The organism is Acetobacter sp. DsW_54 (assembly GCF_002153575.1).
Classification (GTDB): Bacteria; Pseudomonadota; Alphaproteobacteria; order Acetobacterales; family Acetobacteraceae; genus Acetobacter; species Acetobacter fabarum.
This window is the reverse complement of sequence record NZ_JOPD01000003.1, coordinates 332,139-347,103: the sequence shown is the minus strand read 5'-3', so window position 1 is coordinate 347,103 and position 14,965 is coordinate 332,139. Positions and strand designations below refer to the sequence as shown.

The 14,965-nt window shown below is 59.5% G+C and carries 13 protein-coding genes and 1 tRNA gene; 10 read left to right on the top strand and 4 right to left on the bottom strand.

Translation table 11 applies throughout. The features are described 5' to 3' along the window. Positions 1–87 precede the first annotated feature (87 nt). Both HK20_RS03340 and HK20_RS03335 read left to right on the top strand, forming a co-directional pair. Positions 88–300 carry a heavy-metal-associated domain-containing protein gene (locus HK20_RS03340; RefSeq protein WP_025826709.1) on the top strand — a complete coding sequence of 71 codons (213 nt, stop codon included), beginning with the start codon at positions 88–90 and terminating at the stop codon, positions 298–300. Between the two features lie 186 nt (positions 301–486). Beyond that, positions 487–753, top strand: a complete 267-nt coding sequence (locus HK20_RS03335) for a hypothetical protein (protein WP_086645709.1) — start codon at positions 487–489, stop codon at positions 751–753. Between the two features lie 15 nt (positions 754–768). Here HK20_RS03335 and HK20_RS03330 read toward each other — a convergent pair whose 3' ends face one another. Then, a complete protein-coding gene (locus tag HK20_RS03330) occupies positions 769–1,332 on the bottom strand; it encodes an HNH endonuclease (RefSeq protein WP_086645635.1) in 564 nt (187 codons plus the stop codon). Between the two features lie 189 nt (positions 1,333–1,521). Between HK20_RS03330 and gluQRS the strand changes: the two genes are divergently transcribed. The 4 genes from gluQRS to HK20_RS03310 all read left to right on the top strand — a co-directional run bounded on the left by gluQRS (position 1,522) and on the right by HK20_RS03310 (position 6,100). Continuing rightward, positions 1,522–2,487 (top strand): tRNA glutamyl-Q(34) synthetase GluQRS, encoded by a 966-nt coding sequence (gluQRS, locus tag HK20_RS03325; protein WP_086645634.1) that lies wholly within the window; start codon positions 1,522–1,524, stop codon positions 2,485–2,487. A 210-nt stretch (positions 2,488–2,697) separates the two neighbouring features. Beyond that, positions 2,698–3,900, top strand: a complete 1,203-nt coding sequence (locus HK20_RS03320) for a pyridoxal phosphate-dependent aminotransferase (protein WP_086645633.1) — start codon at positions 2,698–2,700, stop codon at positions 3,898–3,900. 3 nt (positions 3,901–3,903) lie between these two features. After that, positions 3,904–5,109, top strand: a complete 1,206-nt coding sequence (locus tag HK20_RS03315) for a pyridoxal phosphate-dependent aminotransferase (protein WP_086645632.1) — start codon at positions 3,904–3,906, stop codon at positions 5,107–5,109. Between the two features lie 46 nt (positions 5,110–5,155). Continuing rightward, positions 5,156–6,100, top strand: coding sequence for a DMT family transporter (locus HK20_RS03310; protein ID WP_306460210.1), 945 nt, complete (start codon positions 5,156–5,158; stop codon positions 6,098–6,100). A 59-nt stretch (positions 6,101–6,159) separates the two neighbouring features. Here the strand turns inward: HK20_RS03310 and HK20_RS03305 are convergent, their stop codons facing one another. Beyond that, a complete protein-coding gene (locus HK20_RS03305; RefSeq protein WP_086645630.1) occupies positions 6,160–7,197 on the bottom strand; it encodes an ABC transporter substrate-binding protein in 1,038 nt (345 codons plus the stop codon). 471 nt (positions 7,198–7,668) lie between these two features. Between HK20_RS03305 and HK20_RS03300 the strand changes: the two genes are divergently transcribed. Beyond that, positions 7,669–7,744, top strand: a tRNA-Asn gene (locus tag HK20_RS03300). Between the two features lie 137 nt (positions 7,745–7,881). On the opposite strand, the gene HK20_RS03295 is transcribed toward HK20_RS03300, so the two are convergent. After that, the gene (locus HK20_RS03295; protein ID WP_086645629.1) at positions 7,882–8,232 is read right to left on the bottom strand and encodes a RidA family protein; all 351 of its coding nucleotides are present in this window, start codon (positions 8,230–8,232) and stop codon (positions 7,882–7,884) included. 47 nt (positions 8,233–8,279) lie between these two features. Continuing rightward, the gene (gene panC / locus HK20_RS03290; RefSeq protein ID WP_086645628.1) at positions 8,280–9,119 is read right to left on the bottom strand and encodes a pantoate--beta-alanine ligase; all 840 of its coding nucleotides are present in this window, start codon (positions 9,117–9,119) and stop codon (positions 8,280–8,282) included. A gap of 176 nt (positions 9,120–9,295) precedes the next feature. Here panC and dnaE point away from each other — a divergent pair, with 176 nt between their 5' ends. Genes dnaE through HK20_RS03275 form a run of 3 tightly spaced genes read left to right on the top strand, consistent with a single transcriptional unit; the run spans position 9,296 to position 14,898 of the window. After that, positions 9,296–12,715 carry a DNA polymerase III subunit alpha gene (gene dnaE, locus HK20_RS03285; RefSeq protein ID WP_086645627.1) on the top strand — a complete coding sequence of 1,140 codons (3,420 nt, stop codon included), beginning with the start codon at positions 9,296–9,298 and terminating at the stop codon, positions 12,713–12,715. A 3-nt stretch (positions 12,716–12,718) separates the two neighbouring features. Continuing rightward, complete coding sequence (pabB, locus tag HK20_RS03280; RefSeq protein ID WP_086645626.1) at positions 12,719–14,095, top strand: aminodeoxychorismate synthase component I; 1,377 nt, start codon at positions 12,719–12,721, stop codon at positions 14,093–14,095. Further along, entirely contained in the window at positions 14,092–14,898 is an 807-nt protein-coding gene (locus HK20_RS03275) for an aminotransferase class IV (RefSeq protein ID WP_086645625.1), read from the top strand. Before pabB ends, HK20_RS03275 begins: the two co-directional genes overlap by 4 nt. The last annotated feature ends 67 nt before the right edge of the window (positions 14,899–14,965 follow it).

Sequence of the window (14,965 nt, the reverse complement as noted above, 5' to 3'; positions counted from 1 at the left end):
CATCAAGGCGGAGTTGCGTTATGGAAGAAGCAGAATGGCCGTGTAAAAACGCCATGTATGGAATTTTGTAAAAAGGATGCAAACGCAATGAGCCAGACGACAGCAAGCTTTATGGTCGAAGGAATGACATGCGACGGTTGTGTTTCGTCCGTAAAACGTGCGCTGGCCGCAATTGACGGTGTGGATGGTACGGATGTGAATCTGGCCAATGGTGAGGTCAAGGTAACGTATGACCCCGCACGTGTTGGTGTTTCTTCCCTGCGGGACGCCATTCGTGGTGCTGGTTACGAGGTAAGCTGAGCGGCATTGTGCCGTGTCATGCAACCAGCGGAAAGGGGGCGTGAGCTGCGCTCTCTGGTTGTTGGGGGGCAGGCATGGCACCATGGGGTGTGCCGGAGTAACCGGTGCTTAAAAGCCGCTCGACAGGCAAAAACAGAGGTAAGCTGGTCCGTGACGCAAAAAACAAACAAATTTGCTCTGGGTGTAATGGCGGCGGGCGGTTTGCTGCTGGCTGGGTGTTCATCCGAAATCGGGCGTGTGCCCATGCTGGATACGGATATAAGCTGCCTGCACAAGCAGATGGCTGGCCCCATGTTTTTGAGTTTTCCACTGGCGGCCAATACCTGCCAGCGCATGAGCAATAATGGTTTTGTGCTGGGCGAGGCCAAGGCCAAGCCGCTCCCCCTTGACCTGAAGGGCGCACCGGACCTGCAAAAACTGGCGGATGAATACGGCTACACCTACACCCGCTAGGCCGTGTGGGCGGGTTTAACCTTCCAGTTCCGCATCCCAGTATAAATAGTCATGCCAGCTTTTGTGCAGGTAGTTGGGTGGAAAAGCCCGTCCGTTTTCCTGTAGTTCCCATGACGTGGGGCGTACAGGGGTGCGGCGGGGCAGCATGCCAATATGGTGCGGCATGTGCGGGCCCTTGCGCAGGTTGCAGCAGCCACACGCGGTAACAACATTCTCCCAGCTTGTGCGCCCGCCCTTGCAGCGGGGAATAACGTGGTCAAACGTCAGTTCCTGCGTGGGGTGGCGCTCCCCGCAATACTGGCAGGAAAAGTTGTCGCGCAAAAATACGTTAAAGCGCGTAAAGGCCGGTTTGCGGGCGGCGGGCACATAGTCCTTGAGGGCCACCACGCTGGGCAGGCGGAAGGCCTGGCGGGGTGAATGCACTTCCATGTCATATTCGCTCAGGACCGAAACCCGGTCGAGGCACACCGCTTTTATGGCATCCTGCCATGCCCAGAGGGAAAGCGGGAAATAGGAAAGTGGTCGGAAGTCTGCATTCAGAACAAGGGCTGGGTAGTTTAGAGTACTGCCATCGGCCAAGATGTGTCTCCTCGTTAGCACGAGAACACAGTTCCGAAGGGGTCAGAACAACTCAAGCCGACCGCCAGCAGAAGTGCGTCGTCGAGATAATTACCGCCAAGACTATTGCAGACACAAAGAGGTGTGGCAAGAAAATGCGGGCCAATAGTCACCGATATTTGGCATCTTTATATATCTGGTAAGATTAATATGACTATTCAATTACAGTACAATGAACATTGCAAAACAGAATGGGTTACGCGGTTCGCCCCCAGCCCCACAGGGGCGCTGCATCTGGGCCATGTGGCGTCTGCCCTGTTCGGGTGGGAACTGGCGCAGCCCGGCGGGCAATGGCTGGTCCGCATGGAGGATATAGACCCCCAGCGCTGCAAACCTGCCTATGCCACCGCTCTTTTGGAAGACCTCGCATGGCTCGGGCTGGTGCCAGATGGGCCTGTTCTGTACCAGTCCACCCGTATGGCGGTTTACAAGGCCGTGCTGGACACGCTTGAACATATGGGTGTGCTGTATCCATGCTTTTGCACCCGATCGGATATTGCGCGGGAGAGTGCGGCCATGTTCTCCGCCCCCCATACCGCCCCCGATGGCAGCCTGCTCTACCCCGGCCGTTGCCGCCAGCTTGATGCCCACACACGGGCGCAGCGTATGGCGCAGGGCCAGCCATACGTGCTGCGCCTGCATATGGCGCGCGCCATGGAGTGTGCCCGCACGCTGGCCCGCACCCGGAGTGGTGGGGAGCATGGCGGGGCAGGGGCCTGTGGTCCGCTCATCTACCATGATCTGGCCTGTGGCCCGGTCCCCTGCCACCCCGAACTGTTTGGCGATGTGGTTCTGGCCCGGCGGGACGTGCCTGCATCCTACCACCTGTGCGTGACGTGTGATGATGCTGCGCAGGGCGTCACGCTGGTCACACGGGGGGAGGACCTGCGCCCCGCCACCAGTCTGCACCGGTTGTTGCAGACCCTTATGGGCTGGCCCGCCCCGCATTACGCGTTCCACCCCCTGCTGTGCGATGCCACAGGCCGCCGTCTGGCCAAGCGTGATGGTGCGTTGAGCGTGCGCGCCATGCGCCAGAGCGGGCTGAGTGCCCAGCAGGTGCGGGACAAGGCCGTGTTTGCGGCGGCTCCCCATGGCAGCGCGCCCTTGCAGGGTTAGGTGTTCCTGCCCACTGCCCTCCTTATTTGCATGACAGGGAAAAAGCCCGCGCAGAACAAAAAAGACAGAGCAGGTGGAATCTCCGGTTCCGCCCTGAGCGGAAGAGGATTACTGTGCGCGCCGGAGCAGCGCATTTGCCGCCTTTGTCCGGGTCTGTGCCCGCGTAGGTGCCGAGTGCCTTAAAATATTGTGTCGGAAAGTAAGAAAACCATGAGCCTTGTTGCTGACCGCCTGAACAGGATCAGTCCTAGCCAGACAATCGTCATTTCAACGCGTGCACGGGCGCTGAAGGCAGAGGGGCGGAATATTATCAGCCTTTCTGCGGGTGAGCCGGACTTCAACACACCCGACAACATTGCTCAGGCCGCCGTAAAGGCCATTGCCACAGGCCAGACCCGTTATACGGATGTGGCCGGCACGCCTGAACTGCGCAAGGCCGTGGCAGAGCGCTTCAAGCTGGATAGCGGGCTGGATTATACGCCTGAGGAAGTTATTGTTTCCACCGGTGGCAAGCAGATCATTTACAATGCCATGATGGCGACCCTGAACCCGGGTGATGAGGCCATTATTCCCGCGCCATGCTGGGTGTCCTACCCCGATATTGTCACGCTGGCCGAAGGCGTACCCGTGGTGGTGCCCTGCAAGCGCGAAAACGGTTTTCGCCTTCAGGCGGATGAGCTGGAAGCCGCCATTACCCCGCGCACCAAATGGGTGTTCCTGAACTCGCCCTGTAACCCCACCGGGGTTGCCTACTCGGCCGAAGACCTGCGCCCGCTGTGCGATGTGCTGCTGCGCCACCCGCATGTGTGGATTTTTACGGACGATATTTACGCCAAGCTTGTGTACGACGGTTTTCGCCCCGCAACATTCGTGGAGGTCGAACCCCGCCTGCGCAGCCGCACCGTAACCATGAACGGCGTATCCAAGGCTTATGCCATGACCGGCTGGCGTATTGGTTTTTCCGGCGCGCCGGTGGAACTGACCAAGGCCATGAACAAGTTGCAGGGGCAGTCCACCTCCAACACCTGCTCCATTGCGCAGGCCGCAGCGGTGGAAGCCCTGACCGGCCCGCAGGACTTTATCCAGACCATGGTCGATACCTATCAGGGGCGGCGGGATATGGTGGTCAGCATGATCAATCAGGCCAAGGGCATGGAATGCGATGTTCCCCAAGGGGCGTTCTATGTTTTTCCCTGCATTGAAAAATGCCTTGGCAAAACCTCCGCTGGCGGAAAACTGCTTAAAACGGATGAGGATTTTGTAACGGCCCTTCTGGAAGAAGAAGGCGTGGCAGCCGTGCATGGGTCGGCCTTCATGTATCCGGGGTATATGCGTATTTCCTACGCAACCGATACGCAGAGCCTGCGGGACGCCTGCACCCGGATCCAGAATTTTTGTGAAGGTCTGCTGTAAACCATGTCCCGGAGTTTTGCGCACCGCCTGAATGGCCTGCCAGCCCCCGCAACAATAGAGATGGCCCGGCGCGCCCGGGCTCTCAAGGCGGAGGGCAGGCCGGTTATCTCGCTTGCTCTGGGCGAGCCCGATTTTGCAACGCCGCCTGCGGTGGTGGAAGCCGCCCATCAGGCTGCGCTGGCCGGGCAGACCAAATACCCCCCTGTGGATGGTACGCCCGCGCTCAAGGCGGCCATTGCCCGCAAGTTCGCGCGGGAGAACGGGCTGGACTACACGCCCGAGCAGATCATGGTTTCCAACGGGGGCAAGCAGGTCATCTTCAACGCCTTCATGGCGACCCTGAACGCGGGGGACGAGGTGGTGGTGCCAACACCCTACTGGGTCAGCTACCCCTTGATTGCGCGCATGTTCGGGGCCACGCCGGTGTTTGCTCCATGCCGGGAGGAGGACGGGTTCAGGCTCCGGGCAGATGTGCTGGCGCAGGCTCTTACGCCCCGTACACGCTGGGTTGTGCTGAACTTCCCCAACAACCCTACCGGGGCCATCTGCCCGGCCGAGGATCTGGCCGCTCTTGCCAAAGTCCTGCGCGATTACCCCGATGTATGGATTTTGTCGGACGAAATTTACGAACATCTGGTGTTTGACGGAGCACGCTCCGCATCAATTGCCGCCGTGGCACCCGACCTCAAGGACCGCACCATTACGCTTAATGGTGTTTCCAAGGCTTATGCCATGACCGGGTGGCGCGTGGGGTTTGCCGGTGGACCAGCCGACCTTTTAACCGCAATGCGCGGTGTGCAGGGGAACGCCACATCGGGCGTGTGTTCCATTGCGCAGGCGGCTGCCACTGCGGCACTGGATGGGCCGCCGGACCTTGTACAGACCATGGTTGCCACATACAGCCGCCGCCGTACCAATGTGGTGCAGGCCCTGCGTGCGGTGCCGGGCTTGACCTGCGCCATGCCCGAAGGGGCTTTTTATGCCTATCCCGGTGTGGCCGCCTGCCTTGGGCGCACAACAGCCGCCGGACGCCTGCTAGAGACTGACCACGACTTTGCCGCAGCTTTGCTGGATGAAGAGTTCGTGGCAACAGTACCCGGTAGCGCCTTTGGGCAGTCCCCCTACCTGCGTCTGTCCTGCGCAACCTCGGACGAGGTTCTGGCCGAAGCCTGCCAGCGTATTGCGCGCTTTGTGGGCGGATTAACGTAATCATACGGTCGGGCAGGTTCCAAGGCCCGGCCAGGAGTGCCTGAACGTGCCTGACCAGCCCCAGCCCGCGCCGCTACCTGCGGGGGAGAAACGTGTATTCCGGAGCTTCTCGCGTGAGGAGATGGCTCTGGTCTGCATTACTGTTCTGTGGGGGGTAACGTTTTTGGTCGTGCATACGGCCATGCGTTACACGGGGCCCATGTTTTTTGTGGGGCTGCGCTTTACCACGGCGGCTCTGCTTTCCATGCTGCTGTTTCGCCGCCTGCTGCTGGACCTGACCCTGCGGGAAGTGCAGGCGGGGGCCTGTGTGGGGGTGGCCATTTTTTTTGGCTATGCGCTGCAAACTCTGGGGCTTGGGAGCATTTCCAGCAGCCAGTCGGCCTTTATTACGGCCATGTATGTGCCTATTGTGCCGTTTTTGCAGTGGTTTTTCCTGCGCAAACCCCCTCATCTTATGGTGTGGCTGGGGGTGCTGTTCGCTTTTTCCGGTCTGGTGCTGCTAACCGGCCCGCAGGCCATAGCCCATATGCACCTCCAGTTTGGGGAGGTTGTAACCTTGGTCAGCGCTGTGGCTATTGCGATGGAAGTTGTGTTGATCAGCCGTTTTGCCTCCCCCGCCATTAACAGTTTTCGGGTAGCGATCGTGCAGTTGCTGGTTGCCGGGCTGCTGGCATTTGCTGCCATGCCCATTATGCACGAACACGTACCGGCTCTGACGTGGTGGTGGGTGCTGCCCGGTCTGGGCCTTGGGGCCATGAGCGCGGTTATTCAACTGGTTATGAACTGGGCGCAAAAAACAGTTTCTCCCACACGGGCAACACTTATTTATGCGGGTGAGCCCGTATGGGCCGGGCTGGTGGGGCGTCTGGCGGGGGATATGCTGCCAGCCAGAGCGTTGGCGGGTGGCGCGCTGGTTATTCTGGGCGTGTTGGCCAGCGAAGTGCGGCTGCCGCGCAGGCAGGGGCGGGGCAGGAAGGGGAGGTCCCTGTAAAGTGGCTCCGGTCATTCTGCCTGAGTGTGTGATACAGGCCGCTGGTTAGAAAAAACCGTTTATTCGTGCAGAACATTCAAGGTGTAGGCACGGGCAAGGGCGGTGGAATCCTCTCCATCGGCCATCATGCCCACAAGCTGGAGTTCATCGCAGTACTGCGCGATTTGCTCACGTAGGCCGTGGCCTACAAGGGGGCGGATAACCGGCTCGTTGCGCAACATGCTGCGGGCACTGGCCACGGGCAGACCGGCGGCGTTATCGGCTATCAGGGTTGCGGCATCATCGCGGTGGGTGTTGACCCATAGGGCCGCGTCGCGCAGGGCCATGACCAGTGCCGTGGCGGCTGTGGGGTCCTTGTCCTGTGCGGTGTCTGCAACGCCCAGAATAAGGCTGGTGCGTGCGGCGTAATGGCCTGTATCGCTGCCAACAAGTTCGTACAGAAGGTCCGCGTAGTTCTGGAGCAGGCTCCACGCATCGGGATCATGCGTGACCACAGCTTCTATTGTCTGGTCATGCAGAGCCTGTTCTATTTGCGGGATGGGCAGGTCAACCCAGTTGATGTGGTTGAGTGCATCCATGCCCTTGCGGCGCATCATGATACAAAAGAACAGTTTGTCTGCCGCGTTCTGGTCTGGCACCGCCACGTTGCGGCCCATAAGCTGGTCCAGCCGTGTAATGCCGCTGCTCCGCCGCACCAGCAGGCGGCGGCTGCCCGACTGTACCCCCATAACCAGATGAGCCGGCAACCCCGAATGCAGGTGTTGAAGCCATGTGAGAGCCGGGGCCAGCGCGTAAGAGGTTTTTTGCTGCGCCAGTGCTGCAAGCGCTTCCTGCCCGTTGTGGATATTGGGCAGGGGGTCCACGTCCAGATTGTACTGGGCAAAAAAGTTCTTTTCCAGTGCTGCTGCCAGCACGGGGGACATGGCGGCCTCTGGCCAGGCAATCCGGAGCTTGCGGTAAACACCGTCGGGCTGTTTGCGGGGCTTGCGGGGGTGCTGCTGGCTCGCCAGAAGCACAACGCCACCTGCGGCAACGCAACTTCCGGCCCCCCAGAGCAGGGCACGGCGTGAAAAGGGGGAAGGTGCGGGTGCGCTCATATGCGTTATCTTACACCGTGTTGGCGGAGGTGTCCCGGTTAAGGGGGCAGAAAATCAAAAAAACAGGAGCATGCCAGAGCCTTATGGCCGCAGTGGTGAGGAGGAAACTGTACTATTGTTTTTATTGTTTGTTGTTTTGGAAAGGTTTTTTAAAAGCTCTTTGTACATTCTGGCGATGTGTACGCAGGTATGTGTTCTGCCAGTTTGGATGCGGCGCAAAATGTGCGGCGCGAGGGTAGGTCATACAGGCCAGCGCATTGGCCAACAGGCAGCAGATAGGGGTTTTGGCAGAGACGGTGCGGGCGGAAACAGAGTGTATTTACAGGGGAAGTTTGATTAACATTTTGTAATATAAAAAGGGTCTTGCACCCTCAAAGGGTTGCCGTTATACACCCATTCAGCAGCACGACGGGCGGCATCTTGAAAAAGATTATGCCCTGAAATGCCGCTAAGTGGTTGTAAAATAATTATTCCCGAATAGCTCAGTTGGTAGAGCAAGCGACTGTTAATCGCTGGGTCGTAGGTTCGAGTCCTACTTCGGGAGCCACACTTATTCCTCCCCCCCCCCTAAAATACAAATCCCTACACCGTAGCTTCAAACGCTCTGTGTGCGTTCGCGCATGTTTTTGCCGCCCGAGTGGTGTGCCAGCACGGGCGGCGGAATGTGGAGTGTGTTGCGTGGGCTCAGGCCTGAGCGGCAACGCCGGTGAGTTCCACCTTCCAGGACGGATCAGCCAGCTTGGCTTCTACCGTGGCGCGGGCGGGTTTGTTGCCCTTGTCCAGCCATGCATCCCATGCGCGGTTCATGCCTGCCATATCGGCCATGTCGGCCAGAAAAATCTGGACTGAAATCAGGCGGCTTTTATCCGTTCCGGCTTTGGCCAGAATGGCATCCACCTGACGCAGAATATCTTCCATCTGCCCCTGCGCATCCAGTGTGGCGTCATCCGCGACCTGCCCCGCCAGATAGACCAGACCGTTGTGAATAACAGCGCCACTCAGGCGTTCTTCAGGTTCAAGGCGGGTTATGCTCATGCTGTTGTCTTTCCTGTGCAAAAAAAAAGCTTGGTGGGTAAAGGAATTTACGCAGCCGCCATGTTGTCAATCAGGCGGATGTCGCCCAGACTTGCGGCAACAAACAGGCGTGCATCGGGTGTGAGCGTTTCGGTCGCAAGGAGTGTATCGCCCGAGCGCAGGTCCAGATAATGCACGTTAAAGCCATGGCTTTTCAGGTTTTCACGGCAGGATTGCAGGCAGGCATCAACCGCTTTGCCAGCCTGAATATCCGCAATGCAGGCCCGTAATGCCGCAGGCAGGTAAGGAGCCTGTTCACGCTGTTGGGGGGTGAGCCTGCGGTTGCGTGAGGACAGGGCAAGTCCATCGGCCTCGCGCACGGTGGGGACGGGTTTTATGCGCACGGGCAGGTTCAGGTCCTGCACAAGGCGGCGGATCAGGCAGAGCTGCTGGTAATCCTTTTCGCCAAACGCGGCTATGTCGGCCCCGGTCTGGAGCAGCAACTTGGTAACAACCGTTGCAACGCCATCAAAATGGCCCGGTCGGTCCGCGCCACACAACATGCCATCCAGCCCGGAAACCGTAATGCGGGTTGCAAAACCCTCAGGGTACATTTCTGCCCCGTCCGGGGCGTAAAGCACATCTACTTTGCCTGTGCCTTCCAGCAGGGCGGCATCGGCTTCCAGCCCGCGAGGGTAAAGTTGGAAGTCGGCTGCGTTATCAAACTGGATTGGATTGACAAAAATACTCACAATCCGGCGCGTGGCCTGCCCGTCCAATGCGTTAACAAGGGTAAGGTGACCATTGTGGAGCGAGCCCATGGTGGGCACAAAACCTATGGTTTCGCCCGCGTTGCGCCATTGGGCTACCAGTGTGGCCAGTTCGGTTCTGGATCTGATAATCCGCATGAAAAATCCTGAAAAACAGATGAACCCCCATAAGGGGATTGCCCGGACAGGGCAGGAATATCCGCATTGTAGTGCTGATTGGCGCGCGGTTCCAGAGAGGGCGGTTTTACAGCATGCGGGATTTAAAGTGCAGACAACCCGGTGGAGAGGGGCCGGGCCTGTGCTATAGGGGGCGTATGTCCTACGCTGATTTTGTTCATCTTCGTGTGCACTCTGCCTACTCGCTTAGCCAGGGGGCAATCCGGGTGCCGGAAATTGCATCCCTCGCGCAGGAAATGCATATGCCTGCCGTGGCTATTGCCGATTCGGGCAATCTGTTCGGCGCTTTGGAATTTTCGCAGTACTGCACAAAAAGTGGCATTCAGCCCATTATCGGGGCCCAGATCGGCCTGCCTGCCCGCAATGACAAACCCGGGGCCCCGGCTGAACCGGTGGTGTTGCTGGCCCAGAACGAGGTGGGGCTGACCAATCTCCAGTTCCTCTCATCCGAAGGGTTCAAGACATCCGACCCGTCTGACCCGTTTGTAACGCTGGACACACTCTGCGCACGCGCCGAAGGGCTGATGCTGCTTAGCGGCGGCACACGCGGCCCGCTGTTCCAGATGCTGGCCGAAGGGCAGAAGGACGAGGCCACACGCTGGCTGGCCCGTATGCAGGAAGCGTTTGGCGACCGGCTGGTGGTGGAACTGCACCGCCACGGGCTGGCTGTGGAAAAAGCGGTGGAGCCGGGTGTGCTGGGCCTTGCAAGCCAGTTTGGTCTGCCGCTTGTGGCCACCAATGAGTGCTTTTTCCCCAAGCCGGAAATGTACGAGGCGCATGACGCGCTGGTGTGTATTGCCCAGGGCCGCACCATGGCGGAAAAAGACCGCTTCCGCGTGACCCCCGAACACTGGTTCAAACCCCCGCAGATGATGCGCGCCCTGTTCGCGGACCTGCCCGATGCGTGCGACAATACGCTCGAAATTGCCCGCCGCTGCGCCATAAAGGTGGAAACCCGCAAACCCCTGCTGCCCGTCTGCCCCAAAGTGCGTGAAGGTGCGACCGAGGACCAGACCCTGCGCGCCATGGCGTGGGAAGGGCTGGAGCGCCGCATGGCCTCCATGACGCTGGATGACGCAACGCAGGACCGCTACCGGGAACGCCTGACATTCGAGCTGGATATTATCTCCAAAATGGGGTTCCCCGGTTACTTCATGATCGTGGCGGACTTTATCCAGTGGGCCAAGGCGCATGATATTCCGGTAGGGCCGGGGCGTGGTTCGGGTGCAGGCTCGCTGGCGGCATGGGCACTGACCATTACGGATATTGACCCCATTCCTTTCAACCTGCTGTTCGAACGGTTTCTTAACCCCGAACGTGTCTCCATGCCTGACTTTGATATCGACTTCTGTCAGGACCGGCGAGACGAGGTGATCGCGTATGTCCGGCGTGAATATGGGGGCGACCGGGTTGCCCAGATCATTACCTTTGGTAAGTTGCAGGCCCGTGCGGCCGTGCGTGACGTGGGGCGTGTGCTGGGGCTGCCCTATGGCATGGTCAACCGTGTGGCCGAGCTTATTCCCAACAACCCTGCCAAGCCTGTTACGCTCAAGGAAGCCATAGCAGGCGAACCCAAATTGCAGGAAATGCGTGATAACGACGAGGCTTTGCGCAGACTGCTCGAAATTGCCCAGCAGCTTGAAGGGCTGTTCCGCCACGCCAGCACCCATGCCGCCGGGGTGGTGATCGGGGACCGCCCGCTGGTGGAACTGGTGCCACTGTACCGAGACCCCAAGAGTGATACATTAGTTACCCAGTATAACATGAAGTTTGTTGAGCAGGCCGGTCTGGTCAAGTTCGACTTTCTGGGCCTGACAACACTGACCATTCTCAAACGCGGTGTGGATTTTATTCACCGCATGGGCAAGGACGTGGATCTGGCGAGCATCCCGCTCAATGATGCGCCAACCTACGACATGCTCAGCAGGGGGGATACGGCAGGCGTTTTCCAGTTCGAAGGTGCTGGCATGCGCGATGTTCTCAAACAGATGCGCCCCACCCGGCTGGAAGACCTGATTGCCGCCGTGGCCCTGTACCGCCCCGGTCCAATGGCCAATATTCCCGATTACTGCCGCCGTAAACATGGAGAGGCATGGGAACCCCCGCACGAGGAAATCCGCGATATTCTTGAAGAGACCTACGGTATTATGGTCTATCAGGAACAGGTCATGCAGATTGCCCAGAAGATGGCCGGCTACAGTCTGGGTGGGGCAGATTTGCTCCGCCGTGCCATGGGTAAAAAAATCCGTGCGGAAATGGACCACCAGCGCGAGATCTTTACCAAAGGGGCCACCGGGCGCGGCATAGACCACGACAAGGCGGTAGAGGTGTTCGACCTCATGGCCAAGTTTGCGGATTACGGGTTTAACAAATCCCATGCTGCGGCCTATGCTCTTGTCTCCTACCAGACTGCATGGATGAAGGCTAACCACCCTGTGGCCTTCCTTGCGGCCTGTATGTCACTCGCGCGGGAGCGGACGGAAAAACTGGCCGCTCTTCGGCAGGAAGCCGAGCGCATGGGCATTGCCGTGCTGCCGCCAGACATCAACCGTTCAGAGGCCGATTTTGCCGTGGAGGTCATGCCCAATGGTGAATATGGCATTCGTTATGCACTGGCCGCGGTTAAAAAAGTTGGTTTTGGGGCCATGGAGGTTCTGGTTGCCACAAGAGGGGACAAGCCTTTTACCGATCTGGCCGATTTTGCAACGCGTATAGACCCCAAACACATCAACCGCATGCAAATGGAAAATCTGGCCAAGGCAGGCGCGTTTGAATGTCTGGATAAAAACCGGGCGCGTGTTTTTCATTCCGCCGATGCCCTTTTGCGCCGTGCCCATAGTCAGGCGCAGGAGGCGGCATCTGGCCAGATTGGCCTGTTTGGTGGTGGCGGGCAGAAGGAGCCCCTGCGTCTGGCCGAAGGGCCGGACTGGCCGGAGTTTGAAAAACTGGCCATGGAAGCAGAAGCAATTGGCTTCCATATGACAGCCCACCCGCTGGATTCCTACGGCCCGGTGTTGCGCAGGTTGGGGGTTGTTAAATCCTCCCAGCTGCTTGCCGCGGCAGAAGCCGGGGTAGGGCGGGTTAAAATTGCGGGCTGCGTGGTGGACCGCAAGGAACGCCCGACCCGCACAGGCAATAAAATGGCATGGGTGCGTCTGTCCGATGCCACAGGTGGGTGTGAGGTCACGGTATTTTCCGAAGTGCTGGGCCGTGTGCGGGAAAGTCTGGTGGCGGGCCGGGCTGTGCTGGTTACGGCCGAGCTTAAGCTGGAGGGCGAGGCCATGCGCATAACCGCTTCCGACATTGTGGAACTGGAGGACGCAGCCGCCCAAGGCCAAAGCGAATTGCGGATATGGCTGGAAAAGGAAGAAGCTCTGCCCGCCCTGCAAACCGTGCTGAGCGACCAGAAGGGCGGAGCAGGCCGCATTGTGCTGCTGCCCGGTGTGGCTGAAAGCTGCGATGTGGAAATCCGGTTGCGTGGTGGCTACAAGGTGACCCCTCTGCTCGGGCAGAAGCTGCGTACCCTGAATGGTATTTCCCGCGTGGAGCAGGTCTAGCCCGTGGCATGGACGCGCACCCTGCCATGGCGGGAGCCGGATACGGTTCTGGCCCTGTGGGGCGGTGCCCCGTGGTGCGCTTTTCTCGATAGTGGCGGAGTGCTGGACGCGCGCAGCCGGTGGCGTATCTTCTGCCATAATCCACGCCATACCCTACAGGTTTTTGCAGATAGGGTGGAAGTGGATGGGGTGTCTCAGGCTCGGAAAACGCCTGATCAGATACTGGATATTCTGCGTAAAATACAGGCAGGTTTCAAGGTTGGTGCCTGTCAGGCTGATGTGCCGTTCTGCGGTGGCTGGGTTGGCTTTGCCAGCTACGCATTTGGTCGGGCCCAGCAAGGTGTTCCGTCCCGGCATGCGGAAGGGGATGCTCCTGTATTTTCCGCAGCTTTTTACGATCATGCTTATATATGGGACCGCAAAAACCGGCAGGTGGTGCTGGCAGGGCTGGCGCATGGCGGGTTAACGCCCCATGCGCGTGAGCAGGCTCAGGCACTCTGGTCCGCCCTGCCTGAGCACGTGGAGCCTGCGCCACAGGTGCCCCCGCTGCATTTGCGGGCCAGTCAGACACAGACCGAATACTGCCGGGCAGTCAGTGCGGCGCAACGCTATATTGCTCAGGGGGATATTTTTCAGGTTAACATCACCTGCCAGCATGTTGCGGACCTGCCGGCAGATGTGTGTGCATCTGGCCTGTATCGCCGGTTGCGGCAGGTGGCCCCGGCACCCTTTGGGGCGTTTTTATCCTGTGGGGCAGGGTTTTCGCTGCTTTCATGCTCGCCAGAGCGGTTTTTGCAGGTTGACCGGCACGGGCATATGACAACCCGCCCCATAAAAGGCACAGCCCCACGGGGCCAGAGCGGGGCGGAGGACCAGCTTCTGGCTCAGGCTCTGGCAGCAGACGACAAGGAACGGGCTGAAAACCTGATGATTGTGGACCTCATGCGCCATGACATCGGGCGTGTTGCCCGTATTGGCAGCGTACGTGTGCCAGAATTATGGGCGGTGGAACGGTTTGCGCATGTGCATCATCTTGTTTCCGAAGTGCAGGGGCATTTGCGGCAGGGGTGTGATGTGTTTGACCTGCTGGCAGCGACCCTGCCGCCCGGCTCCGTAACAGGTGCGCCCAAACACCGCGCCATGGAAATTATTGACGAACTGGAAGCCACACCCCGTGGGGCTTATTGTGGGACGGTTTTTTGCCTTGGTGTGGATGGGCGGATGGATAGCTCCGTGATCATCCGCAGTTTTGTTGCCCATGGGGGGCAATTGCGTATGGGCACGGGGGGCGGGATTACCATTCTGTCTGACCCGCAAAAGGAATATGAGGAAATGCGCCTGAAACTCGCCCCTTTTGCTGCCTTTGCGGAGGGAGCATGACCGTCGTCTGGCTCAATGGTGCGCTCCTCGCGCGTGATGAGGCCCGCATAAGCCCGGCAGACCGTGGCTTTACGCTGGGTGATGGCCTGTTTGAGACCATGCGCGCGGTTGGCGGGCGGGTTCTGCATCTGCCCCGGCACATGGCGCGTCTGGCATCGGGCGGAGGTGTGCTGGGCATGCCCGTGCCGCAGGTGGGTGTGGTGGAGGAGGCGGCCACGGCGCTGCTACAGGCATGCGGGTTGCAAAACGCGGTGCTGCGGCTGAGCGTGGCGCGCGGGGAGGGGCCAAGGGGGTTGCTGCCTCCGGCTCATCCGCACCCTACCGTGTTGCTTACGGCGACCCCGGGGGAGTTTAGCCTTGCCTGTATTCAAGCCGTGACCAGCCGGTTGATCCGGCGGGATGAGGTCTCTCCCCTGTCTTATATCAAGAGCCTGAACTATCTGCCCGGTATTCTGGCCCGGCAGGAGGCCGAGCGTTTGGGGGCGCAGGATGCGCTGTTGCTCAATACGCAGGGGCGGGTGGCGGAAAGTACAATCAGCAACCTGCTGGTAGCAACGGATGCGGGGCTGCTCACGCCCCATGTGGCCGAAGGTGCGTTGGCGGGCATTGCCCGTGAGCGCCTGCTGGAGCAGAATCTTGTGCGCGAGGCTCGTCTGGCCCCGGCGGACCTGCTGCGCGCGCGTGGCGTGTGGCTGGTCAACTCCCTTTCGCTCCGGGTGGTAACAGCACTGGACGGAACGCCTTTGCCGGTGGACGAACCACACACCGCGCAACTGGAGCAATGCCTGCGGCACACTGCATAAGCCGGTTTTGATTTATGCCCTTTTCGTTTAGAGGGCAGGCATGCGACGATAAGGGCTTGTGCAGACC